Origin of the sequence: Salmonella sp. 32020114201800008SM (genome assembly GCF_017572025.1) — a bacterium.
GTDB lineage: Bacteria > Pseudomonadota > Gammaproteobacteria > Enterobacterales > Enterobacteriaceae > Salmonella > Salmonella enterica.
The window spans coordinates 243,819-266,636 of record NZ_JAGEQM010000002.1 but is presented as its reverse complement, the minus strand read 5'-3'; the positions used below and the strand labels follow the sequence as shown (position 1 = coordinate 266,636).

Sequence of the window (22,818 nt, the reverse complement as noted above, 5' to 3'; positions counted from 1 at the left end):
CGATGACACACGATAACAAACTGCAGGTTGAAGCCATTAAATGCGGCACCGTGATTGACCATATCCCTGCGCAGGTAGGCTTTAAACTGCTGAGTCTGTTTAAATTGACCGAGACCGATCAGCGAATCACTATCGGTCTGAATCTCCCGTCTGGCGAGATGGGGCGTAAAGACTTAATCAAAATAGAAAACACCTTTCTCACCGAAGAGCAGGTTAACCAACTTGCTCTGTACGCGCCGCAGGCCACCGTTAACCGCATCGACAACTACGACGTAGTCGGGAAATCACGCCCCAGCCTGCCAGAGCGTATTAATAATGTGCTGGTTTGCCCGAACAGCAACTGCATCAGCCACGCGGAACCAGTATCCTCCAGCTTTGCAGTGAAAAAACGCGCCAATGATATCGCCCTCAAATGCAAATACTGTGAAAAAGAGTTTTCGCATTATGTGGTGCTGGCCAACTAATTTGGGTTGGTTATGAGATCCTGGCTCCCTATAATGAGCGGGGACATTCTATTACCGCTGTAATTCAGGAGAAATCATGAGCAAAACTATTGCGACGGAAAATGCACCAGCAGCAATCGGCCCATACGTACAGGGCGTTGACCTGGGTAGCATGGTAATCACTTCCGGTCAGATTCCGGTCGATCCGAAAACCGGTGCCGTAGCGGAAGACGTATCCGCTCAGGCACGTCAGTCGCTGGAAAACGTTAAAGCTATCGTGGAAGCCGCTGGCCTGAAAGTAGGCGACATTGTGAAAACGACCGTATTCGTGAAAGACCTGAACGATTTCGCGACCGTCAATGCCACCTACGAAGCGTTCTTCACCGAGCACAACGCGACCTTCCCGGCGCGTTCCTGCGTGGAAGTTGCCCGTCTGCCGAAAGACGTGAAAATTGAGATTGAAGCGATCGCTGTTCGTCGCTAAGCGCCGGACGTCATCCCCGCCGGGCGGCGCAAGTTTGCCCGGTTCGGGGCACCAACAGCCATGGAGAGGCGGCAATGGTAAGAGCGCGTTTTACCGAGGAACAAATCGCCGATTTTCTGCAACAGTCTAAAAACGGCGTACCGAATAAGGCGTTATGCGAAGAATATGGATTTAGCAACAGCACGCTCCGTCGCTGGCAGGAGAAACATGCTGAAAGCATACGCCAGGAATTAAAACAGATAGAATCTACCGCGAAGATAGTCTTTTTATGCTTCATTGTCGCAGCCATATTGCTTACCCTTATGTTTCCTAAACCCACTGCCGCCTTAGCGATTCCTCCTTACTTAGTTTATTGCATTAGCTATATTCGCCGCTTTCGTCGCATATCCGCAAAACATATCCGGCGGTGGGACATCTCCTCCTCTCGTTCCGGATTGGGGGCAGAGAATGTATTTTACAAACTTAGCTGGACATTCCTCTTTTTTATGCCTGCATATAGCATTCTACAGTTGCTTGAATAAGCCCTGAAATTTAAAGATAAAGCCGATCGCGTTAAACTTGTCGAGCTTTACGGACATCTGACCTGGTTAGCGATATCGGGGATTAAGCACGCTGGCAAATCCCCGACGAAAGTGTTTACTGCCAGCCATAACGTCGGCTGTAAAACCCTTTCACCAACTGGGTTAACGTCATATAGCCCGCCAGAATGGCAATCAGCCACGGGAAATAGCTTAACGGCAGCGCCTGTAATTGCAGGTAAGACGCCAGCGGCGAAAACGGCAACGAAACTCCCACCACCATCACCAACAATGTCATCGCCATCAGCGGCCAGGCAGCGCGACTTTGAATAAACGGCAGACGGCGGGTACGGATCATATGCACAATCAGCGTTTGCGACAGTAATCCCACCACAAACCAGCCGGACTGGAACAAAGTTTGCGTTTCTGGCGTATTCGCATGAAATACCCACCACATCAGACAAAAGGTCAAAATGTCGAAAATCGAGCTGATCGGACCGAAAAAGACCATAAAGCGCCCCAAATCCGCCGGATTCCAGCGCTGCGGCTTTTGAATTTGTTCTTCATCGACATTATCAAACGGAATCGCCACCTGGGATACATCGTACAGCAGGTTTTGAATCAGCAAGTGCAGCGGCAGCATTGGCAGGAACGGCAAAAAGGCACTCGCCACCAGCACGCTAAACACGTTACCGAAATTTGAGCTGGCCGTCATCTTGATATATTTCAACATATTAGAAAAAGTACGACGACCTTCAATGACGCCTTCTTCCAGCACCATCAGGCTCTTTTCCAGCAGGATAATATCGGCCGCTTCACGGGCGATGTCCACCGCGCCATCTACCGAGATACCAATATCCGCCGCCCGCAACGCCGGAGCATCGTTAATCCCGTCGCCCATAAAACCGACCACATGCCCCTCGCGTTTGAGTAAAGTGACGATGCGCTCTTTATGCATCGGCGTCAGACGCGCAAACAACGTCGTACGGGCGGCCAGCGCCGCCAGCGCGTCGTCGCTTAACCCTTCAATATCACTGCCAATAATGACATCGCCCGCATCCAGCCCAACTTCATGGCAAACTTTCGCCGCTACCAGCTCGCTGTCGCCGGTGAGAATTTTCACCGTAATTCCGCTCGCCTTCAGCGCTTTCAACGCCGGCGCGGTGGTCTCTTTCGGCGGATCGAGAAAAGCGATATACCCTTCCAGAATGAGGTCAGACTCATCGATACGTTGGTAATCGCCCTCACGCGCAGGCAGGTATTTGGTCGCGACGGCGACCACGCGTAGCCCCTGACGGTTCAGCGTGTCGGTAACGCGTTTCACCCGGCGCAGCATATTGTCGTCCAGCGGCACAATATCGCCGTTGTGGCGCACCTGAGTACACACGTTCAGGATCTCCTGTAACGCGCCTTTGCAGACCAGTTGATGCACGCTCGAATCTTCGGCCACCACCACCGACATCCGGCGACGCTCAAAATCAAACGGAATCTCATCGATTTTCTGCCAGCGTCCGGAGAGCTGACGCGCGGCGGTTTCGTCTACTCCCTCCAGGACTGCCGTATCCAGTAAATTTTTTAGACCGGTCTGATAATGGCTGTTCAGCCAGGCGCAATGCAGTACATGCTCGCTGGGCTTACCAGAAATATCCGTATGATTCTCCAGCACAATTTTATCCTGCGTCAGTGTGCCGGTTTTATCGGTGCACAGAATATCCATCGCGCCGAAGTTCTGAATCGCATCAAGGTGCTTCACGATAACTTTCTGTTTCGAGAGCTTCACCGCCCCGCGCGCGAGGGTGGAGGTGACGATCATCGGCAACATTTCCGGGGTGAGCCCTACCGCGACCGAGAGCGCAAATAGCGCCGCTTCCCACCAGTCACCTTTCGTGTAACCATTAATAATCAGTACTACCGGCGCCATGACCAGCATAAAGCGGATCAGCAACATACTGACGCGGCTAATTCCTTTCTGGAAAGCGTTCTGCTCGTTATCTTGTTCCGACACGCGCCCCGCCAATTGACCAAACCAGGTGTCGGCGCCGGTCGCCATCACCACGGCCTGCGCCGTTCCGCTCACGACGTTCGTCCCCATAAAGCACAGCGTGTCGCACTCAAGCGGGTTATTTTGCCGGGGCTCACGCGTCGCGGCGACTTTCTCGACCGGCAGAGATTCGCCGGTCAGCGACGCCTGGGCGACAAACAGATCGCGCGCCTGGATAATCCGTAAATCCGCCGGGATCATATCCCCCGCCGCCAGCTTAATAATATCGCCGGGCACCAGTTGATCGATGGGTAATTCCAGCCAGGCGTTTTCGCCATTTTCATTAATAACCCGCAGTACGGTAGCGGTATTGCTCACCATCGCTTTTAGCGCGTCCGCCGCTTTTGTCGAGCGCGCTTCCTGCACAAAATTCAGCAGCGTTGAGATACCGACCATCAGGGCGATAACGCCTGCGGCAAACAGATCCTCCGTGGCATAAGAAATGCCGCCAAGAATCGTGAGTAAGATGTTGAAAGGATTGCGATAACATACCCACAGATGCACCCACCACGGCGAGGGTTTCTGTGCCGGAAGGCGGTTTTCGCCATGCTTTTCACGCGCGCGCGTCACCTCGGCAGCGTTTAATCCCTCCGGGTGCGTATCAAAAACGCGCCAGAGAGTCTCCTGCTCCATTGCCGCGACTTTCAGACAGCGCTCGCTCAGCGAAGGCGGGATAGTCGCATTTACCGCGGTCTGCGCGCCGGGCAGCGGATCGCGGTGAACCAGACGATAAGGCAAATGACGATTAAGCCGGGCAAAAAGCTGGCGGGTAATGGTTTTTAGCATAGGTAATCCCTCCGCGCCGAAGTCAGGCGCAGAAAATTCTTCAGGCACGGCAAAGCCTTGCCCGATGAGCAATGTTTAAATAAAAACAGGGACGTTATTGTGTCACTGTCTTACACACCGGTAAGACAGCAGAGGCAGGCTTACCGGAAAAGGAAAATTCTCCATCGCGGGAGAGGGGTGGGTTCAGGGTCCATGTCGCCTCCGGTAAGTAAATAATTTGCGCCGCGGATTATACGCATAAATCCATAAGTTTTGTGGCAATTATGGCGGTATCATACCGTTACGTAATTAAACCAACGATAAACCAGACTTTGCCCATTGCCCTTCGCTTGAGTAAAGTTACTCTTTTTATCACCATCAGCGTCACGCCACGGGAAAACAGGATGCAAAACCGGCTCACTATCAAAGACATCGCCCGCCTGAGCGGCGTAGGGAAATCAACCGTTTCCCGCGTGCTTAACAATGAAAGCGGCGTAAGCGAACGTACCCGCGAGCGTGTCGAAGCGGTGATGAATCAACACGGTTTCTCCCCGTCCCGCTCCGCCCGCGCGATGCGGGGACAAAGCGATAAAGTGGTCGCTATTATCGTCACTCGCCTTGATTCGTTGTCTGAAAACCTCGCGATTCAGACCATGCTGCCTGCGTTTTATGAACAGGGCTACGACCCTATTATGATGGAAAGTCAGTTCTCGCCGACGCTGGTAATGGAACATCTGGGCATGCTCAGACGACGTAACATTGATGGCGTGGTGCTGTTTGGCTTTACCGGCATCACAGAAGAGCTGATCGCCCCCTGGAAAGCCTCGCTGGTGCTGCTGGCAAGAGATGCGCAAGGTTTTGCCTCCGTCTGTTACGACGACGAGGGCGCGATTCATATCCTTATGCAGCGGCTGTATGAGCAGGGACACCGCAACATTAGCTTTCTGGGCGTTCCCCATAGCGATATTACCACCGGCAAACGTCGGCATGACGCATACCTGGCGTTTTGCAAAAAACATAAACTTCATCCCGTCGCCGCCCTGCCCGGTCTTGCCATGAAGCAGGGCTATGAGCATACGGCAAGTGTCATCATGCCGGATACCACCGCGTTAGTCTGCGCCACCGATACGCTGGCGTTGGGCGCCAGTAAGTATTTACAGGAGCAACGTATTGAGACGCTGCAACTGGCAAGCGTCGGGAACACGCCGCTGATAAAATTCCTGCACCCGGAGATCGTCACTGTCGATCCTGGCTATGCTGAAGCCGGACGGCAGGCGGCTTCGCAGCTGATCGAACAGATCAATGGCCGCTGCGATCCGCGCCGGATCGTCATTCCTTCTACCCTCGCCTGAGTGACTGATTAAACGGAATACCACGAGTAATTTGTGATCGTCGCTGCGTTTCGGGAACGTTCCCATTTTTAAACCAACGTTGAAGAGCTACTCTTGCGCCAACCCATAACTTACCTCCTCTGCCATGAGGCTTTACGATGAGCAAAGTAAAACAAGCCGATATCGACCGGCTGATTGACCTGGTCGGCGGGCGCGACAACATCGCCACGGTGAGCCACTGCATTACTCGCCTGCGCTTTGTGCTCCACCAGCCCGCGAACGCCAGGCCAAAAAAGATCGAACAATTACCGATGGTTAAAGGTTGTTTCACCAACGCTGGTCAGTTTCAGGTGGTGATTGGCACCGACGTTGGCGATTACTATAACGCGCTGCTGGAGACCACCGGCAAAGCGTATGCTGATAAAGAGCAGGCCAAAAAAGCCGCTCGCCAGAACATGAAATGGCATGAGCAGTTAATTTCCCACTTTGCGGAGATCTTCTTTCCGCTACTACCGGCGTTGATCAGCGGCGGTTTGATCTTAGGCTTTCGTAACGTGATCGGCGATGTGCCGATGAGCAACGGCCAAACGCTGGCGCAGATGCATCCGGCGCTAAAAACGCTTTATGATTTTTTATGGTTGATCGGCGAAGCGATCTTTTTCTATCTGCCGGTGGGGATCTGCTGGTCGGCGGTGAAAAAAATGGGCGGCACGCCGATTCTTGGTATCGTGCTCGGCGTGACACTGGTGTCGCCGCAGTTGATGAATGCGTATCTGCTGGGCCAGCAAACGCCGGATGTCTGGAACTTCGGCTTATTTAGCATTGAGAAAGTGGGCTACCAGGCGCAGGTTATCCCGGCGCTACTGGCAGGGCTGGCGCTTGGGTTTATTGAAACGCGGTTGAAACGCATCGTGCCGGATTATCTCTACCTGGTCGTCGTCCCGGTGTGTTCGTTGATACTGGCCGTCTTTCTCGCCCACACCTTTATCGGCCCCTTTGGTCGTATGATCGGCGACGGCGTGGCCTTTGCGGTACGTTATCTGATGACCGGCAGTTTCGCCCCGATAGGCGCGGCGCTGTTCGGCTTCCTGTATGCCCCGTTGGTCATTACCGGCGTCCACCAGACAACGCTCGCTATCGATATGCAGATGATCCAGAGCATGGGCGGTACGCCAGTCTGGCCGCTGATTGCGCTGTCGAATATCGCGCAGGCCTCCGCCGTGGTGGGCATCATCATCTCCAGCCGTAAACACAATGAACGCGAGATCTCCGTTCCTGCCGCCATTTCCGCTTACCTTGGGGTAACTGAACCGGCGATGTACGGTATCAACCTGAAGTATCGTTTTCCGATGCTGTGCGCGATGATCGGATCTGGTCTGGCGGGACTGCTCTGCGGTCTGAACGGCGTCATCGCCAACGGTATCGGCGTGGGCGGCCTGCCGGGTATCCTGTCTATACCGCCGCGCTACTGGCAGGTGTACGGCATGGCGATGGTTATCGCGATCGTTATCCCGGTGATTCTGACCACCTTTATCTATCAGCGTAAGCATCGTCAGGGCACATTACAAATTGTCTAATTCTTCTTCGGGGCGCAGTTGCGTCCCAACGCACTTGCAGGAAACAACAATGACTATTCCCCTCTGGTGGCAAAACGGCGTTATTTATCAGATCTACCCGAAAAGTTTTCAGGACACGACCAGCAGCGGCACCGGCGATTTACGCGGCGTGACGCAGCGCCTTGACTATCTACAGCGACTCGGCGTAGATGCCATCTGGCTCACGCCGTTTTATATCTCGCCACAGGTGGATAACGGTTATGACGTCGCAAATTATACGGCTATCGACCCGACCTACGGCACGCTGGATGATTTTGACGAGCTGGTCGCGCAGGCGAAAGCACGCGGTATTCGTATCATCCTGGATATGGTGTTTAACCATACTTCTACCCAGCACGCCTGGTTTCGCGAAGCGCTGAACAAAGAGAGTCCATACCGTCAGTTTTATATCTGGCGCGATGGCACGCCGGATGTCTGCCCGAATAACTGGCAATCCAAATTTGGCGGCAGCGCCTGGCGCTGGCATAGCCAGAGCGAACAATATTATTTACACCTTTTCGCGCCTGAACAGGCCGACCTGAACTGGGAAAACCCCGCCGTACGCGCCGAGCTGAAAAAGGTCTGCGAATTCTGGGCCGATCGCGGCGTGGATGGCCTGCGTCTGGACGTGGTGAACCTGATCGCCAAAGATCAGAATTTTCCTGACGATCCGACGGGCGACGGACGCCGCTTTTATACCGACGGACCGCGCGCGCATACGTTTTTACGCGAAATGAACCGTGACGTTTTTACGCCGCGTAATCTGATGACGGTAGGCGAAATGTCCTCTACCACGCTGGAAAACTGCCAGCAATATGCCGCGCTTAGCGGCGACGAACTCTCGATGACCTTCAATTTTCATCATCTGAAGGTGGATTACCCCAATGGCGAAAAGTGGACGCTGGCAAAACCTGATTATGTGGCGCTGAAAGCGTTGTTCCGCCACTGGCAACAGGGGATGCATAACGTCGCCTGGAACGCGTTATTCTGGTGTAATCACGATCAGCCGCGCATCGTTTCCCGCTTTGGCGACGAGGGGGAATACCGGGTTCCAGCCGCAAAAATGTTGGCGATGGCGCTGCACGGTATGCAAGGGACGCCTTATATCTATCAGGGCGAAGAAATCGGCATGACCAACCCACACTTTACCCGCATCACCGATTATCGCGACGTGGAAAGTCATAATATGTTTGCCGCGCTACGCGCCGCCGGGCGCGACCCCGACGAACTGCTGGCTATCCTGGCCAGTAAATCCCGCGACAACAGCCGCACGCCAATGCAGTGGGACAACGGTAAAAACGCCGGTTTCACCCAGGGCGAGCCGTGGATAAACCTGTGCGATAACTATGCGGAGGTTAACGTCGCGGCAGCATTACGCGATGAAAACTCGGTGTTTTACACCTATCAAAAGCTGATTGCGCTACGTAAAACCCAGCCTGTACTGATCTGGGGCGATTATCAGGATCTCCTCCCGGATAGCCCATCAGTATGGTGTTATCGCCGCCAGTGGCAGGGGCAAACCCTGCTGGTTGTCGCCAATCTGAGCGACCAGTGTCAGGAGTGGCATCCGCCGCATATCAAAGGACAGTGGCAGGCGCTACTGCACAATTATGGCGAGGTCACCAGCCAGCCAGCCGCGATGACGCTCCGCCCATTTGAAGCCATCTGGTGGTTACAACGCTAACGCGACGTCCTTATACGGATAAACGCCACAAACCTATTGACACGGGCTGTGGCGTTGCTCCAGGTTACTGACTGTTTTTGTTGAATAATTAATCAGATTTTTCTTGCTATCTTTTACAAACGCTACAGCGCCCGCCATCTGTACGCTCTGATTTTTACCTTGTTCTACATCAATAAAATTGCAAACATCCTTGATGCAAATCACTACATATAGACTTTAAAATGCACACCGACCCAATATGTTGTATTAATTGACTACAATTGCTACAACATCCGTTCACTCGACACAAGGTGAATTGTGGATAACCTGGGTCAGGATTGTGGGAAGTCGTTGGAAAAGAGATGAATAAACCTGTTATGGCTTCCCCGGCCTCTGTGGATAACCTGTTCTTACAAATATGGAGTGATCATGACACCGCATGTGATGAAACGAGATGGCTGTAAAGTGCCATTCAAATCAGAGCGCATTAAGGAAGCCATTCTACGTGCAGCTAAAGCAGCGGGAGTCGATGACGCAGATTACTGTGCCACCGTCGCAGAAGTCGTTAGCAGCCAAATGAACGCACGCAGTCAGGTGGATATTAACGAGATCCAAACTGCGGTTGAAAACCAACTGATGTCCGGCCCGTACAAACAGCTTGCCCGCGCCTACATCGAATACCGTCACGATCGCGACATTCAGCGTGAAAAGCGTGGTCGTCTGAACCAGGAAATTCGCGGCCTGGTAGAGCAAACTAACTCCGCGTTGCTCAATGAAAACGCCAACAAAGACAGTAAAGTCATTCCCACCCAGCGCGATTTGCTGGCCGGGATTGTCGCCAAACACTATGCCCGCCAGCACCTGTTGCCGCGTGACGTAGTACAAGCGCATGAGCGCGGCGATATCCACTATCACGATCTCGACTATTCGCCGTTCTTCCCGATGTTCAACTGTATGTTGATCGACCTGAAAGGCATGTTGACCCAGGGCTTTAAGATGGGTAACGCCGAGATCGAACCGCCGAAATCAATCTCTACCGCCACTGCCGTTACCGCGCAGATTATCGCGCAGGTCGCCAGCCATATTTATGGCGGCACCACCATTAACCGTATCGACGAAGTGCTGGCGCCGTTTGTCACCGAAAGCTACAACAAGCACCGCAAAACCGCCGATGAGTGGCAGATCCCGGATGCCGAAGGGTATGCGCGTTCTCGCACCGAAAAAGAGTGCTACGACGCCTTCCAGTCGCTGGAATACGAAGTTAACACGCTGCACACCGCTAACGGCCAGACGCCTTTCGTGACCTTTGGTTTTGGCCTCGGCACCAGTTGGGAGTCGCGTCTGATCCAGGCGTCTATTTTGCGTAACCGTATCGCCGGTCTGGGTAAAAATCGCAAAACCGCCGTGTTCCCGAAACTGGTCTTCGCTATCCGCGATGGTTTGAACCACAAGTTTGGCGATCCGAACTACGACATTAAACAACTGGCGCTGGAGTGCGCGAGCAAGCGCATGTATCCGGACATTCTCAACTACGATCAGGTGGTCAAAGTCACCGGTTCGTTCAAAACGCCAATGGGCTGCCGCAGCTTCCTCGGCGTGTGGGAGAACGAAAACGGCGAACAGATCCACGACGGGCGTAACAACCTGGGCGTGATTAGCCTTAACCTGCCGCGCATCGCGCTGGAAGCAAAAGGCGACGAAACCGCATTCTGGAAACTGCTGGATGAACGTCTGGCGCTGGCGCGGAAGGCGCTGATGACCCGTATCGCCCGCCTTGAAGGCGTGAAAGCCCGCGTCGCGCCTATCCTGTATATGGAAGGCGCCTGCGGCGTGCGGCTGAAAGCGGACGACGACGTGTCTGAAATCTTTAAAAATGGTCGTGCGTCCATCTCTCTGGGCTACATTGGTATCCATGAAACCATTAACGCGCTGTTCGGCGGCGAACACCTGTACGACAGCGAGCAACTTCGCGCTAAAGGCATCGCGATTGTGGAGCGTCTGCGCCAGGCCGTGGATCAGTGGAAAGACGAGACCGGCTACGGCTTTAGTCTGTACAGCACGCCAAGTGAAAACCTCTGTGACCGCTTCTGCCGTCTGGATACCGCCGAGTTCGGCGTGGTGCCGGGCGTAACCGATAAAGGTTACTACACCAACAGCTTCCACCTCGACGTGGAGAAGAAGGTCAACCCGTACGACAAAATCGATTTCGAAGCGCCGTATCCGCCGCTGGCGAACGGGGGTTTCATTTGCTACGGCGAATACCCGAACATTCAGCACAACCTGAAAGCGCTGGAAGATGTCTGGGATTACAGCTATCAGCATGTACCCTATTACGGCACCAATACGCCGATCGATGAATGCTACGAGTGCGGCTTTACCGGCGAGTTCGAATGTACCAGTAAAGGTTTCACCTGCCCGAAATGCGGCAACCACGACGCCGCACGCGTCTCGGTCACCCGCCGCGTGTGCGGTTATTTAGGCAGCCCGGACGCGCGTCCGTTTAACGCCGGTAAGCAGGAAGAAGTGAAGCGCCGCGTGAAGCATTTAGGCAATGGGCAGATAGGTTAATTCTCCGTTTGCAAAGACCGTAGGCCTGATAAGACGCAATCGCGTCGTCATCAGGCATCACAATGTTGCCGGATGCGGTGCAAGCACCTTATCCGGCCTACATGCTTTCTGGACACCCGCTATGCGCTACCATCAATACTACCCCGTAGACATCGTTAACGGCCCCGGCACCCGCTGCACCCTGTTTGTGTCAGGGTGCGTGCATGAATGCCCTGGCTGCTATAACAAAAGCACCTGGCGGCTGAACTCCGGCCAGCCGTTTACCAAAGAGATGGAAGATAAGATCATTGCCGATCTGAACGACACGCGCATTCACCGTCAGGGGATCTCGCTGTCGGGCGGCGATCCGCTGCATCCGCAAAACGTACCGGATATCCTGGCACTGGTACAACGCATCCACGCGGAGTGCCCGGGGAAAGATATCTGGGTGTGGACCGGCTACAAGCTCGATGAACTCAACGCCGCACAGATGCAGGTAGTCGATCTCATCAACGTGCTGGTCGATGGCAAATTTGTGCAGGATCTGAAAGACCCGGCGCTTATCTGGCGCGGTAGCAGCAACCAGGTAGTGCATCATTTGCGTTGATCGCTAAAGCCGTTTGTTTGCATCGTGATAGACGGCTGAATGTTCTCGCTTGCCGACCGCGACAACAAACACAATCACAACTTCATCCCGAACCTGGTACACCAGACGATAACCGGACGATTTAAGCTTAATTTTATAGCAGTCAGGAAGACCGTTTAAACGGGCAGAGTCGATTCTGGGGTTCAATAGCACATCAGCCAACTTTTTCTTAAGCTGAGCCTTCACCGTATCGCCCAGCTTATGCCACTCTTTTAAGGCCCTCGGGTCGAATTCCAGTTCATAAGTCATCCAGACTAACCTTGATTCCCTTTTGCGGACTAGACAGCCTCTCCCGAACTGTCTGAATCAATGCATCTTCACTGTCGCTAAGAGTGACGGTTTTCACTGGCATGCGCCCCGTTTCCGCGACGTACTGGAACAGTAATCGCACGGCTTCCGTTGGAGTAATGTTCAGTTTTTCCAGCACGGCATAAGCCTCATTTTTGAGTTTGTCATCCAGACGGACGTTCAGCGTGGCCATTATGCCTCCAGGAGAATCGAATGTGTAATGCAGTTTAGCATTACATTCGCATTACATCGAATTCTGGATAACGCCTCTCAAAAACGACTCACGCACTCCATCGCGACCGTTTTAAATTGCGTAAAATTCTGACATGCGCATAGGCGCGTCATGGCGCGTTCGCGCAGGAAAGTGACGAAAATATCGTAGATGGCCATCGCCTCTTCATACTCACTTTTGCTGATGGCGAGTAAAAAAATAACGTGCGCCGTTTCGTCACCCCAGGCAATCCCCTGTGGCGCGAGTACCGTATAAACCACCGTTTTCTTCGCCAGCAGCCCCAGCGCGTGTGGCAAGGCAATCCCGTCGCCTAATAACGTACTGACGATAGCTTCACGTTCAATAACCGAATCGAGAAACGCCGCATCAACAAAGCCTTCCTCATGCAACTGATCGCACAGCGTTTTAAACAGCGTCTGTTGATCTATTTCCCCCTCCACGATGCGAAAATGCGAGGCATCGAAATATTTATCCAGCATCCACGGACGGGTTCTGTCCACCAGCACCAGCTTACCGATCTGCTCCAATTGATAGTCGGTAGGAAAGGGGGCGATCATGATGACCGGTTTATCTTTTTCGCCGATCCGCGCCGTGGAAATCACAAAATCCTCCACAATACTGTCCCGCGCCTCATAGTCGCGTAGCGTCAGAGTGCGGGCAATCTCAATCTGCGGGTATTTCCGCGCCAGTACCGCTTCAATCATCCGCACCATCGCATTACCAGCATCGCACACCAGCAGTACCTGCGGCTGCCGCTGGTAGCCAATGTTGTAACTACGTTCCAGCCCAACGCCAATATGCAGCACCAGAAAACCGATTTCGTTTTCGCTAATGGTATACGGCGTGTATTTTCCCCAACTCGATATCGCCGCCAACGTCATATCCCACGCCATCGGATAGTGCTGCTTAATATTTTCCAGTAGTGGGTTGGGGATCATGATCTGGTAGCGCACGCGGGTGATCATCGTTTTGATGTGGGTCAGCAAGTCCGCGTGAAGCTGTTTATCATTCAACAGGTTATAGTTGTACTGGGTATTAATAAAATTGAGGATATAGTGCACCAGCGCCTCTTCATCATCGGCATTAATGGCGCTGGGGGCAATCTCCTGTACCTGGCGGGCGGCAATATGCACCTTCAGCCAGCTTACTTCCGGCTCCGACAGCGGCTTGTCAGCCAGCTGTTGTAGTAGCTCCGCAATCTCATGCGCCGCATGGCGCACTTTTTCATCGACCTCCTCTGCCACGCATTCCGATAACGGATACCCCTCGCGAATACGCCGTACCGCCACCGCGCAGTATAAACGCAGAAACAGCTCGCCCTCATCGGTCAGGCGGATTTGACAATGAGAGAAAATATCCGGCAAAAGAGACTGCAGCCGTTGAGACACCTCGGTGTTCAGCGTGGTACTAACAATTAACGGATGGGAGGGCTCCTGCTGCGCCAGCGTCCATAAAAGGTCGGTCAGACAGGCGCGAATCGCCATCTCTCCACCAAACAATTTCATGCCATGACGCGGACGCGTTTCCAGCGTCAGATGATAACGCAGCAAATGCTCGCGCACGTCCGCCATATCGTTCTGCAACGTCGCACGGCTGACAAACCATTCATCTGCTAAATCCTCCAGCTTCAGAGAGAAGGCGGAGGTTAAAAAACGCGCCAGCAAATAGTGTATCCGCTCCTGGCTGGTGCGCGGACCGCGCGCCAGGGCGGGAGATTGCTGCGTTTGCAGGGATTGATAACGTGCCGGATCATCAATTTTGAGCTGATACCCGTTGCCGCGGCTGAGAGTAAATTGCGCGCCATGCGGCGTCAGCAACATGTTCAGCGCGGCGATATCCGCCCGAACGGTACGCGTGGAGACCGACAACCGCTGCGCCAGTTCGTCCTGCGGCAGCGTCTCGTTTTGCAGCATCGCAAATAGCTGCGCTAAACGTTGGTTGGGGAATCGCACGTCTCTCTCCTCATGATTAGCCGACACGCGACCGGACGATAGCGAGTAACTGACGCACATCGTCCGCACGGGTGTTGCCGCTCACCTTATCAATAATCGAACTATAAATGTGAGGAATGATTTTGCTTACACCTGCATCAAGGGCGATGTGCAGAATCTCGGCGAAGTTTTCCAGATCGATGCCGCCCGTCGGTTCCAGCCAGAAATCATGGCGGGCGCAGGCGTCAGCCACCGCTTTATACTCGTCGCGACAGGTGAGTCCTCCCATCGGAAAGTATTTAACAGAGCTGCCGCCCATGTCTTTGAGTAGCGCAATCGCCGTTTCTATGGGTACGATGCCGTCCGGCGCGCGGCTGCTTAGCGGGCCGGTGGAAATTTTCACCAGTCCCGGCGTGCCGGTCGGCGAGACAAGACCGTTCACCACCGTCTCATTTTGCCCCAGCAGCGCCCGGCTGGCCCCTACGCCGGTAAACACCTGGTTGACATGCTGCGGCTGTACCTGACGCGAGATTTCGCTCACCATCGCCGACTGGTTAGGATCGCCTGCCCCCAGTCCGACGGAGAGCGCATTGTCGATAAGCGCCGCATATTCACGCATATCCGCGACTGCGCTTGCCACATCCGGATAGTTTTTGGAGAGCACGCCAACCAGCACATGACCTTCCGCCGCCGCGTAGATTTCCCGGGCGTTATCTTTCGAACCGGCCAGTACGTTCAGGCAAACGCGATCGCGGTAAAAGTTAGGGGTCAGTTTCATGCTTGTTTCTCCTGATTAATCACCTCGCCAATACGACGCGCCACAATCGCTAACTGCGCGCGATCGACGCTGCGGACATCCGCTTCAATAATCCCTTCGTTGGCTTTGTATCCGCGAAAGTAAATCGCGTATTCCCCTTGCTTCAGCGCGTCGACCAGTTCGCCTGTGGCGATGCCGGTAACGGCTTCATCAAACTTAATTTCCGTGCGCGCGATGTCGCGTCCGGCGCTGTCCCACACCACGCGGGCGCTGACGCCGTTAAACGTGTTCAACGTGTCGATAAAGGGCGCCATTTTTTCTACCATCTCCGCGCCGCTCTCTTTTTGCGCCCGCAGGTACAATTCAATGGCGCAGGTCAGGCCAACAATTCCCTCCTTGCCCACCTTCATCGCCCGGCCAATGCCCGCTGACTGACGTTTTACCCACTCAACATACTGCGTTTTGCCAATCACCAGCCCGCTGGTCGGCCCTTCAATCGCTTTCGCGCCGCTATAGATAACGAGATCTGCGCCCATGCGGTAGTAGCACTGCAAATCTTCTTCCGCCGCCGCGTCTACAATCAGCGGGAGATTATGCGTGCGCGCCACCACCGCAGCCTGCTCCACGCTGAGCATACTTTTCTGTACGCAGTGGTGAGATTTGATATAGAGAATAGCCGCCGTGCGCGGTGTAATGGCCGCCGCCAACTGCGCGGCGGAACATTCGTTGGCGTAACCGGCTTCCACCAGTTTGCCGCCGCCCAGCGCCACCATCGTTCCCACCGGCGCGCCAAAGTTGACGTTGTGGCCCTTTGGCAGGACGATTTCGTTATTTTCAATCGGTGTAACGTGCAGGTTTTCCAGCAGCCAGTCGCTGTCCTGAACCAGTACCGCGGCAACCGACTGGGCAAGGCCCGCACTGGCGCAGGAGACTACCGTCGCCCCTTCCACTTCCAGCAATTTCGCAATGTACTCGCCGGTTTTATTCACCAGATCTTTCATATCGAAATACTGATTCATTCCGGCCATCGCCGCGTCTATCACTTCCGGGCGCGGCGTAGAGACGCCGAGCGCCGTCATACGTCCGGAGGCGTTAATCACCTGTTTTAATTGATACTTTTCAAAAATCGAAGGCATGTTCCGCGCTCCCTTGTTCGGTCATATAGCCCTTGCCTGCGCGTATCGCGGCAAGCGGCGTCAGCAATTCTTCAGCCTGTAAGCTGTCGTTTTCCGCGTCTACCAACACGGTGGGCTGGCGTTTAAGCGTAAAGAGGGTCAGGTCGGCATCCAGACCTGGCTGAAGACGCCCTTTGGTTTTCAGATTCAGGCTATCGGCGGCATTGGCCGTCACGCACGCAATGACCTGCGGCAGCGACATGCCGATGGCGAGGAATTTCGACATCACATTAGCCAGCGAATGCACCGGGCCATTGATGCGGTTACGGCAGTAGATATCGGAACTGATGGTATGCGGTAAAATCCCCAGGCTAATGGCGCGTTTCGCCACCGCAAAGCTCAGGCTGGCGGTACCATGTCCAACGTCCAGACGCACGCCGCGCGCCAGCGCTCGTGTCACCGAGGCGCGCAGCTCGCCGTCAGGCCGAAGAATACGGTTCGGCTTACCGTTGTAACAGTGGGTAATGATATCGCCCGCCGTCAGACGCTCCGCTATTTCGTCCAGATCCGGCGGGTTATTGCCAATATGCACCATCAGCGGCAGGTTGCCGTTTTCTTGCTGCATGGCTTTAGCGCGTTCCAGCGGCGTGATGCCGTTAACGCCTACCACGCTGCTGCTCATCCGCGCCTTGAGGCCGACGATAAAATCCGGATGGCGTTTTACCGCCTGCCGGACCGCATCGGCGTCAATATTGGTCATGTTAGCCAGCTCGTTTTGGGCAATAAGCCCAACGCGTGAAACATTCAGCAGCGCATAAACCTCGGTGGTCGCCTGACGCGTCAGAGCATAGAAATCATCAATGTCGTCTGCGCCAGTGCTGCCGGCATCCACCACTGTGGTAACGCCAGTGGCAATACCCACGCTGTCCGGTTCGTCGTGGTAAATCGGCGATGTCGGGTAGCAGTGAACGTGAGAATCAATCCAACCCGCGCTGACAAAACACTCACCGCGCAGGTCAATGGTTTTCAACGCCGGACCATCAACGTCACCCAACGCCGCGATTTTGCCATCTTGCAGGGCAATATTAGTCAACGTGTCATCGACCAGACGCGCATGGCGCAGGAGTAAATCAAACATCGTTCTCTCCTTTGCCGGATGGCGGCGCAACCGCCTTATCCGGCCTACAAATCAACAGTTAGCTAATCGCAACCGGGAAGATGGAACCGAGGATCATCGCGCCTAAAATCGCGCCGCCAGTAATCGGCTTCTGCCAGATATAAAACAGCAGCGCGCCCACCAGAGAGCCCAGACCAATAGGAATCGATGCCGTCATGGCGCTGAGGATAATCAACGGCCCCAGAAAACGGCCTGAAGTGTTACCGGCCCCCATCATGACGTCCGCCCCGTACGTGGAGTCGCTCTGATTAATGGTGAACTTACGCGCCAGAATAATGATGTAGCCAATCGCCAGACCAATCACCAGACCGGTTATCAGCGAAGCGATAAAGTTCGCCACCGGGAAGACAAAGCCAGCCCCCAGCAGTAACGCCGGAACCCCTAAGCCCACGCCGGTCTGAATTGCCCCGCCGATATCCAGAATTCCGACCAGCGAACCTTCGATAATGCGGGCAAATAAAAAGCTGGCGCCGAAAGCGGCGACCGCGCCGTAGACGCCGGTATCCATCCCCGCTTTCAACATCGCCACAAAAGCGACTTCGTTAAATGCGCCGATGCCGTACAGATAGTACATATGCGTCCCGGCGAAAACGCCGGAGGAGAGCAGGCCAACAAAGATCGGGAACGACCAGTCGGCATACCAAAAACCTTTATTCTCTTCCATTGTGGCCTCCGTTATTTGCCGCTGAGCGAGTTGTGGATCAGTTCAAGCCAGTTCGGTACCGTCATGTTGAAAGACTCGATCATTTTCATGTCGAAGCCGCGGAAGAAGCCGCTCAACACAAACAGCAAAACGATGGCGACCATCATCACTTTGGTGACATGGTTCCAGCCGCTCTCTTCTACGCCTTTACCGATCAAAATACCCAGTACCAGCCCCGGTACGGCGTTCCCCATGATGAGCTGCGCCGCGCCGCCGAAAACGGTGGCCCAGAAGCCCGATTTTTTACCAGCGTCGATCGCCGCTAACCAGAAGATCACAGGCATGACGATGTTGACCAGCAGGTTTGCCGCCGGTACCAGCACCTTAACCGCCGTCACCTGTAGCGCTTCTGGCACGGATGAGGCGGTCAGGTTAAGGAACGTCACGACGATCATGCCGATGACGGCGCAGGCGATCGCCATTTTTTTCGGGTCGTGCAGCGTCTCGCCGACGTTACGGTTTTTGATCATTAGCGCCGCCGCGCCCCAGTTAGGGATGATGCGGTGATCGACATCCTGGGTGAACGATCCGGCCGCCACAGACGATGCCCAGGCGTTAAAGAAGAAACCCAGTCCAAAGGAGAAGTGAGATGCCGGGTCGCCTTCACAAGAGTTGAGTTCGCCCAACGTACGGAACGCGCCCATCCCCTGCGTGGTTGGCGCGTGAAACATGCGTGCAGCCCCAGCGCCCACCCCTACGCCGACCAGCGCGCCGATAATGAGAGATTTAATTAGTATTATCAGGAACATAACTATGCCTTTTTAATAAAAATCAGCGTTTCGCGACGAAATCCACCCTGTCGAGATTGATGGCGGTCACGTTGACGGTCACATCCAGCTCCACGCTGTAAGTGCGTCGTTCCCGGCGCAAAAAGAAAAACAGAAAGGCCTCTTTACGCACCGACTCATGCGCCTGAACAATCCGCACATCCTGTGGCTCAATACGCAGTAAGATATACGGCGACTCTCTCATCACCGCCGACTGAACATGGTTCAGCGCATCGGCAAAGGCGCGTGCTTTGGCGTCGCCCTTGCCTTTTACTCTCACCGTGGTGGTGAATTGCTCTTTCATCATCAGGCGCCGTATTTCTTTTGCCACGCCTGCACCAGGCGCTCGCCGAGCTCTTCTTTATCCATAAAGCCGAAACCCAACACGTTGCAGCCTTCATTGATAGCGGTGACGCCTTCATCCACTGACCGCATTCCATATTTGGCTTTGTAGCCATGCTTGTTTTGCGCGGTGATAGCGCCCGCGCCGCCGCTGCCGCAAAATGAAATGCCGAAGGTGGCGTTTTCCGCTTTCATCACATCGCCCAGCTTCATGTCTGCCGCGACGCCCGGTACGACGACCGCGCGACCGCCCGCTTTTTCCACGCCTGCCGCTACTTTCTGGCCTTTACCCAGGCGATCGCCAATCACGACGGTAATCTGTTCCATTTTTTGCTCCTTAGAGGTTGTCTTTCGCGACTTCAAAATGTACCGATAATAGCCAGGCTTCTTCGTCAGGAAGGTTGCCAAACGCCGCCACGATTTCGCGGGCGAGCGCCATTGATTCGGCTGAGATTTCATCAAACAAGCTGGCATCGACTTCCGGTAAAGGCTCGCCGGTAATTGACCGGTGCGCCATCGCGCGAACGTGCGAGGTCAGCATTTGCGTCTGTACCGCATTGGGGACAATGTGATGCCGCCCCAGCAGGCTATCCACCTGCGTTAACACCTGTTCAGCCAGTTCGTTAATTCGCTCACCGGCATCGTGTTTTACTGCTCCGTTATCCACGCGTCTCACCCCGTTAATGGCAATGAGATAAAACTAGCGGCAAGGGTTAAAAGTTTGTAGCGAGTTATTTTCCACCTCGAAGTGGAAACGCGAGTGGGATAGGTGATCTGCGCCACAGAAAAGGCGGCATTAATGAATTATCGCCGGGAAAGTGTGAGATCTATCGCGGCATAAAGAGGAAATGGCAAAACAATGACGTTGTCGTATAAAGTGAGAAAGTGTGATGGGTATTACAGTTTGCCGGATGGCGACCTGCGGATAAAGCGAAGCCGCCATCCCACAAAAATTAACGATACTTCTTATGATACGTATTGCGGGTGGTTTTTAGCGCTTCCGCCGCCGCTTTCGCTTCTTTAACGTTACCTTCGTTCGCCAGCTTCAGCGCGCCATCAATTTGGCCGACCAGAATGTCAAAACCGTGACGAAAATCCTTCATTTCCGGGCTATCCGGCGCTTTATCTTCCAGCTTTGGCGGCGTAGCTTTTTGAGCATCCAGCGCGGCCGCGCGCATTTTGGTTAATGCCGCTTTCAGTTCAGGGGCACTATCCGTTTTCTCAACAACTTTCAGGTTATCATTGAGAATATCCATATTATCTTCAAGATCGGCAGCAAAAACAGCCGAACCGAATACCAGCGATGACACAGCAAGAATAGCTAACAGGCTTTTACGCATTGCTCACTTCCTTTTTTATTATTAACGATAAGTGTAATACCCTGAATAATTCGGGTCGCAGGCAGCCAACGCGCCTGCAGCCTGAAGTATGACGGGTATTATTGTCCGGCGATTTTCATCTCCGGTAACAATACCGAACCACACTGTATATTACTGCGCGTTTCAATATCATCACCCACGGTGACAATATTACGCCACATCTCTTTTAAATTACCGGCAATGGTAATTTCACTTACCGGGTACTGGATTTCACCATTTTCAACCCAGAATCCCGCAGCGCCGCGGGAGTAGTCGCCGGTAATACCGCTGACGCCCTGGCCCATCAGTTCCGTCACCACCAGGCCGGTGCCCATCTCTTTTAGCAACTGCTCAAAGTTCAGCCCCTGCCCGGCGATACGCCAGTTATGAATGCCGCCGGCATGACCGGTACTTTTCAGCCCCAGTTTGCGGGCGGAATAGTTGGTCAGCAACCATTGCGTCAGTACGCCATCCTTCACAATGTCCCGGCGCTCCGTACGCACGCCTTCGCTGTCGAACGGTGAAGACGCCAGCCCTTTTAGCAGATGCGGGTGTTCTTCGATGGTTAACCATTCAGGCAGAATTTGTTTGCCCAGCGAGTCGAGCAGAAAAGTGGATTTACGGTATACCGCGCCGCCGGCAATCGCCCCGACCAGATGACCAAATAGCCCTGTCGCCACTTCATTGGCGAAAATGACCGGCGCTTTCATAGTGGAGAGCTTGCGCGGCGACAGGCGGGATAAGGTACGGCGCGCGCACTCGGCCCCGACCCATTCCGGCGCTTGCAGATCCGCCATTGCCCGACCGATGGTGTAAGCGTAATCACGCTCCATATCGCCGTTCTCTTCGGCGATGACGCAGCTTGAGAGCGAATGGCGCGTGGAGCAATATCCCTGCAACATGCCGTGGCTGTTGCCGAACACTTTAATGCCGTAATGGCTGTTAAAGCTCCCGCCTTCGGTATTGGTGATGCGTTTATCCGCCTTTAGAGAAGCCTGTTCCGCACGCGCGGCCAGTTCAATGGCTTCGTCTGGCGTAACCTCTGCCGGGTGGAACAAGTCCAGATCCGGCGCGTCAAACGCCAGCAGTTCTTTGTCCGCCACGCCTGCGCACGGGTCCGGCGACGTGTAACGCGCGATATCCAGCGCGGCCTGCACGGTACGGGCAATCGCCTGCGGGCTTAAATCCGTCGAAGAGGCGCTGCCTTTGCGGTTCTGGTGATACACCGTAATGCCCAGCGCGCCGTCGCTATTAAATTCGACATTCTCTACTTCACCATAACGGGTGCTGACGCTAATGCCGGTGGTCTTGCTGACGGCGACTTCCGCCCCATCCGATTTGCCTGAGGCTAACTCCAGCGCTGTCGAAACTGCTTCTTCCAGAATCTTACGCTGCGCTTCAACTTGTGAGATTACTTTCATTGCAAATGCCATAATGTAGAGAGAGTTTCTCTGAAGTCTAACAGAGAACCGTTTTTCAGTGCGCATCTTAACTGGTAACATTAGCCTCTTTTTTTAAGGAGCCTGACATGACAAAGCAGCCCGAAGACTGGCTCGACGACGTTCCCGGTGATGACATCGAAGACGAAGACGATGAAATTATCTGGGTCAGTAAAAGTGAAATTAAACGCGATGCCGAGGAATTAAAACGCCTGGGCGCGGAACTGGTGGATCTGGGGAAAAACGCGCTGGATAAGATCCCGCTGGACGCCGATCTGCGCGACGCCATTGAACTGGCCCAGCGTATCAAAATGGAAGGACGCCGCCGCCAGTTGCAGCTTATCGGAAAAATGCTGCGCCAACGCGACGTTGAACCTATTCGCCAGGCGCTGGACAAGCTGAAGAACCGCCATAATCAGCAGGTGGTGCTGTTTCACAAGCTTGAGCATCTGCGCGATCGTCTGATCGTCGAAGGCGATGACGCGGTAGCCGAAGTACTGACCCTGTGGCCGCACGCCGATCGTCAACAGCTTCGTTCATTGATCCGCAATGCGAAGAAAGAGAAAGAAGGCAACAAACCGCCGAAATCAGCGCGTCAGATTTTCCAGTATCTGCGCGAGCTGGCGGAAAACGAAGGGTAATTTTACACGTTGATAGCGTCTGCCGGATGGCGGCG

At 54.2% G+C, this 22,818-nt stretch carries 23 protein-coding genes; 9 read left to right on the top strand and 14 right to left on the bottom strand.

Annotated features, from left to right (window positions below):
• Positions 1-2 precede the first annotated feature (2 nt).
• From pyrI to J4613_RS07280, 3 genes are all read left to right on the top strand, one after another.
• Positions 3-464, top strand: coding sequence for an aspartate carbamoyltransferase regulatory subunit (gene pyrI / locus J4613_RS07290; RefSeq protein ID WP_000148570.1), 462 nt, complete (start codon positions 3-5; stop codon positions 462-464).
• Positions 465-540: 76 nt separating this feature from the next.
• Positions 541-927 (top strand): 2-iminobutanoate/2-iminopropanoate deaminase, encoded by a 387-nt coding sequence (gene ridA, locus J4613_RS07285; RefSeq protein ID WP_000047544.1) that lies wholly within the window; start codon positions 541-543, stop codon positions 925-927.
• A gap of 74 nt (positions 928-1,001) precedes the next feature.
• Positions 1,002-1,448, top strand: a complete 447-nt coding sequence (locus J4613_RS07280; RefSeq protein WP_000251085.1) for a transposase — start codon at positions 1,002-1,004, stop codon at positions 1,446-1,448.
• A 115-nt stretch (positions 1,449-1,563) separates the two neighbouring features.
• On the opposite strand, the gene mgtA is transcribed toward J4613_RS07280, so the two are convergent.
• Complete coding sequence (mgtA, locus tag J4613_RS07275; protein WP_000920861.1) at positions 1,564-4,272, bottom strand: magnesium-translocating P-type ATPase; 2,709 nt, start codon at positions 4,270-4,272, stop codon at positions 1,564-1,566.
• A gap of 383 nt (positions 4,273-4,655) precedes the next feature.
• Between mgtA and treR the strand changes: the two genes are divergently transcribed.
• From treR to nrdG, 5 genes are all read left to right on the top strand, one after another.
• On the top strand, positions 4,656-5,603 hold the full coding sequence (gene treR / locus J4613_RS07265) for a trehalose operon repressor TreR (RefSeq protein ID WP_111742503.1): 948 nt from the start codon (positions 4,656-4,658) through the stop codon (positions 5,601-5,603).
• Between the two features lie 137 nt (positions 5,604-5,740).
• A complete protein-coding gene (gene treB, locus J4613_RS07260; protein ID WP_000048836.1) occupies positions 5,741-7,159 on the top strand; it encodes a PTS trehalose transporter subunit IIBC in 1,419 nt (472 codons plus the stop codon).
• A 49-nt stretch (positions 7,160-7,208) separates the two neighbouring features.
• Positions 7,209-8,861: an alpha,alpha-phosphotrehalase gene (gene treC, locus J4613_RS07255; RefSeq protein WP_111742504.1), complete on the top strand. Its 1,653-nt coding sequence runs from the start codon at positions 7,209-7,211 to the stop codon at positions 8,859-8,861.
• Positions 8,862-9,269: 408 nt separating this feature from the next.
• The gene (nrdD, locus tag J4613_RS07250) at positions 9,270-11,408 is read left to right on the top strand and encodes an anaerobic ribonucleoside-triphosphate reductase (protein ID WP_000187818.1); all 2,139 of its coding nucleotides are present in this window, start codon (positions 9,270-9,272) and stop codon (positions 11,406-11,408) included.
• 121 nt (positions 11,409-11,529) lie between these two features.
• Positions 11,530-11,994 carry an anaerobic ribonucleoside-triphosphate reductase-activating protein gene (nrdG, locus tag J4613_RS07245; protein WP_001268859.1) on the top strand — a complete coding sequence of 155 codons (465 nt, stop codon included), beginning with the start codon at positions 11,530-11,532 and terminating at the stop codon, positions 11,992-11,994.
• A gap of 3 nt (positions 11,995-11,997) precedes the next feature.
• On the opposite strand, the gene J4613_RS07240 is transcribed toward nrdG, so the two are convergent.
• From J4613_RS07240 to pmbA, 13 genes are all read right to left on the bottom strand, one after another.
• Positions 11,998-12,282: a type II toxin-antitoxin system RelE/ParE family toxin gene (locus tag J4613_RS07240; RefSeq protein WP_000220581.1), complete on the bottom strand. Its 285-nt coding sequence runs from the start codon at positions 12,280-12,282 to the stop codon at positions 11,998-12,000.
• Positions 12,272-12,514 (bottom strand): type II toxin-antitoxin system RelB/DinJ family antitoxin, encoded by a 243-nt coding sequence (locus tag J4613_RS07235; RefSeq protein ID WP_000212724.1) that lies wholly within the window; start codon positions 12,512-12,514, stop codon positions 12,272-12,274. Before J4613_RS07235 ends, J4613_RS07240 begins: the two co-directional genes overlap by 11 nt.
• A gap of 77 nt (positions 12,515-12,591) precedes the next feature.
• The gene (locus J4613_RS07230; RefSeq protein ID WP_058108085.1) at positions 12,592-14,505 is read right to left on the bottom strand and encodes a BglG family transcription antiterminator; all 1,914 of its coding nucleotides are present in this window, start codon (positions 14,503-14,505) and stop codon (positions 12,592-12,594) included.
• 16 nt (positions 14,506-14,521) lie between these two features.
• The gene (locus J4613_RS07225) at positions 14,522-15,262 is read right to left on the bottom strand and encodes a KDGP aldolase family protein (RefSeq protein ID WP_000779254.1); all 741 of its coding nucleotides are present in this window, start codon (positions 15,260-15,262) and stop codon (positions 14,522-14,524) included.
• Positions 15,259-16,377: a DgaE family pyridoxal phosphate-dependent ammonia lyase gene (locus J4613_RS07220; protein ID WP_111742505.1), complete on the bottom strand. Its 1,119-nt coding sequence runs from the start codon at positions 16,375-16,377 to the stop codon at positions 15,259-15,261. Before J4613_RS07220 ends, J4613_RS07225 begins: the two co-directional genes overlap by 4 nt.
• Positions 16,361-17,494 (bottom strand): amidohydrolase/deacetylase family metallohydrolase, encoded by a 1,134-nt coding sequence (locus J4613_RS07215; protein WP_079840156.1) that lies wholly within the window; start codon positions 17,492-17,494, stop codon positions 16,361-16,363. Before J4613_RS07215 ends, J4613_RS07220 begins: the two co-directional genes overlap by 17 nt.
• A 58-nt stretch (positions 17,495-17,552) precedes the next feature.
• The gene (locus tag J4613_RS07210) at positions 17,553-18,197 is read right to left on the bottom strand and encodes a DUF4310 family protein (protein WP_000392128.1); all 645 of its coding nucleotides are present in this window, start codon (positions 18,195-18,197) and stop codon (positions 17,553-17,555) included.
• Between the two features lie 11 nt (positions 18,198-18,208).
• Complete coding sequence (locus J4613_RS07205; protein ID WP_000478578.1) at positions 18,209-18,985, bottom strand: DUF4311 domain-containing protein; 777 nt, start codon at positions 18,983-18,985, stop codon at positions 18,209-18,211.
• A 22-nt stretch (positions 18,986-19,007) separates the two neighbouring features.
• Entirely contained in the window at positions 19,008-19,310 is a 303-nt protein-coding gene (locus tag J4613_RS07200; RefSeq protein WP_000975187.1) for a DUF4312 family protein, read from the bottom strand.
• On the bottom strand, positions 19,310-19,672 hold the full coding sequence (locus tag J4613_RS07195; RefSeq protein ID WP_000435389.1) for an SFCGS family glycine-rich protein: 363 nt from the start codon (positions 19,670-19,672) through the stop codon (positions 19,310-19,312). Before J4613_RS07195 ends, J4613_RS07200 begins: the two co-directional genes overlap by 1 nt.
• Positions 19,673-19,682: 10 nt before the next feature.
• The gene (locus tag J4613_RS07190; RefSeq protein WP_001255104.1) at positions 19,683-20,021 is read right to left on the bottom strand and encodes a glycine dehydrogenase; all 339 of its coding nucleotides are present in this window, start codon (positions 20,019-20,021) and stop codon (positions 19,683-19,685) included.
• Positions 20,022-20,298: 277 nt separating this feature from the next.
• Positions 20,299-20,685, bottom strand: coding sequence for a cytochrome b562 (gene cybC / locus J4613_RS07185; protein ID WP_001232231.1), 387 nt, complete (start codon positions 20,683-20,685; stop codon positions 20,299-20,301).
• Positions 20,686-20,783: 98 nt separating this feature from the next.
• Positions 20,784-22,136 carry a metalloprotease PmbA gene (gene pmbA, locus J4613_RS07180; protein ID WP_000852994.1) on the bottom strand — a complete coding sequence of 451 codons (1,353 nt, stop codon included), beginning with the start codon at positions 22,134-22,136 and terminating at the stop codon, positions 20,784-20,786.
• A 95-nt stretch (positions 22,137-22,231) separates the two neighbouring features.
• Between pmbA and yjgA the strand changes: the two genes are divergently transcribed.
• On the top strand, positions 22,232-22,783 hold the full coding sequence (yjgA, locus tag J4613_RS07175) for a ribosome biogenesis factor YjgA (RefSeq protein ID WP_000166287.1): 552 nt from the start codon (positions 22,232-22,234) through the stop codon (positions 22,781-22,783).
• Positions 22,784-22,818 lie beyond the last annotated feature (35 nt).

What these genes read in the sequence shown, in the direction of transcription:
- pyrI (WP_000148570.1), top strand. Translation starts at nt 3, where the DNA reads ATGACACACGATAACAAACTGCAGGTTGAAGCCATTAAATGCGGCACC.
- ridA (WP_000047544.1), top strand. Translation starts at nt 541, where the DNA reads ATGAGCAAAACTATTGCGACGGAAAATGCACCAGCAGCAATCGGCCCA.
- J4613_RS07280 (WP_000251085.1), top strand. Translation starts at nt 1,002, where the DNA reads ATGGTAAGAGCGCGTTTTACCGAGGAACAAATCGCCGATTTTCTGCAA.
- mgtA (WP_000920861.1), bottom strand. Translation starts at nt 4,272, where the DNA reads ATGCTAAAAACCATTACCCGCCAGCTTTTTGCCCGGCTTAATCGTCAT.
- treR (WP_111742503.1), top strand. Translation starts at nt 4,656, where the DNA reads ATGCAAAACCGGCTCACTATCAAAGACATCGCCCGCCTGAGCGGCGTA.
- treB (WP_000048836.1), top strand. Translation starts at nt 5,741, where the DNA reads ATGAGCAAAGTAAAACAAGCCGATATCGACCGGCTGATTGACCTGGTC.
- treC (WP_111742504.1), top strand. Translation starts at nt 7,209, where the DNA reads ATGACTATTCCCCTCTGGTGGCAAAACGGCGTTATTTATCAGATCTAC.
- nrdD (WP_000187818.1), top strand. Translation starts at nt 9,270, where the DNA reads ATGACACCGCATGTGATGAAACGAGATGGCTGTAAAGTGCCATTCAAA.
- nrdG (WP_001268859.1), top strand. Translation starts at nt 11,530, where the DNA reads ATGCGCTACCATCAATACTACCCCGTAGACATCGTTAACGGCCCCGGC.
- J4613_RS07240 (WP_000220581.1), bottom strand. Translation starts at nt 12,282, where the DNA reads ATGACTTATGAACTGGAATTCGACCCGAGGGCCTTAAAAGAGTGGCAT.
- J4613_RS07235 (WP_000212724.1), bottom strand. Translation starts at nt 12,514, where the DNA reads ATGGCCACGCTGAACGTCCGTCTGGATGACAAACTCAAAAATGAGGCT.
- J4613_RS07225 (WP_000779254.1), bottom strand. Translation starts at nt 15,262, where the DNA reads ATGAAACTGACCCCTAACTTTTACCGCGATCGCGTTTGCCTGAACGTA.
- J4613_RS07220 (WP_111742505.1), bottom strand. Translation starts at nt 16,377, where the DNA reads ATGCCTTCGATTTTTGAAAAGTATCAATTAAAACAGGTGATTAACGCC.
- J4613_RS07215 (WP_079840156.1), bottom strand. Translation starts at nt 17,494, where the DNA reads ATGTTTGATTTACTCCTGCGCCATGCGCGTCTGGTCGATGACACGTTG.
- J4613_RS07210 (WP_000392128.1), bottom strand. Translation starts at nt 18,197, where the DNA reads ATGGAAGAGAATAAAGGTTTTTGGTATGCCGACTGGTCGTTCCCGATC.
- J4613_RS07205 (WP_000478578.1), bottom strand. Translation starts at nt 18,985, where the DNA reads ATGTTCCTGATAATACTAATTAAATCTCTCATTATCGGCGCGCTGGTC.
- J4613_RS07200 (WP_000975187.1), bottom strand. Translation starts at nt 19,310, where the DNA reads ATGATGAAAGAGCAATTCACCACCACGGTGAGAGTAAAAGGCAAGGGC.
- J4613_RS07195 (WP_000435389.1), bottom strand. Translation starts at nt 19,672, where the DNA reads ATGGAACAGATTACCGTCGTGATTGGCGATCGCCTGGGTAAAGGCCAG.
- cybC (WP_001232231.1), bottom strand. Translation starts at nt 20,685, where the DNA reads ATGCGTAAAAGCCTGTTAGCTATTCTTGCTGTGTCATCGCTGGTATTC.
- pmbA (WP_000852994.1), bottom strand. Translation starts at nt 22,136, where the DNA reads ATGGCATTTGCAATGAAAGTAATCTCACAAGTTGAAGCGCAGCGTAAG.
- yjgA (WP_000166287.1), top strand. Translation starts at nt 22,232, where the DNA reads ATGACAAAGCAGCCCGAAGACTGGCTCGACGACGTTCCCGGTGATGAC.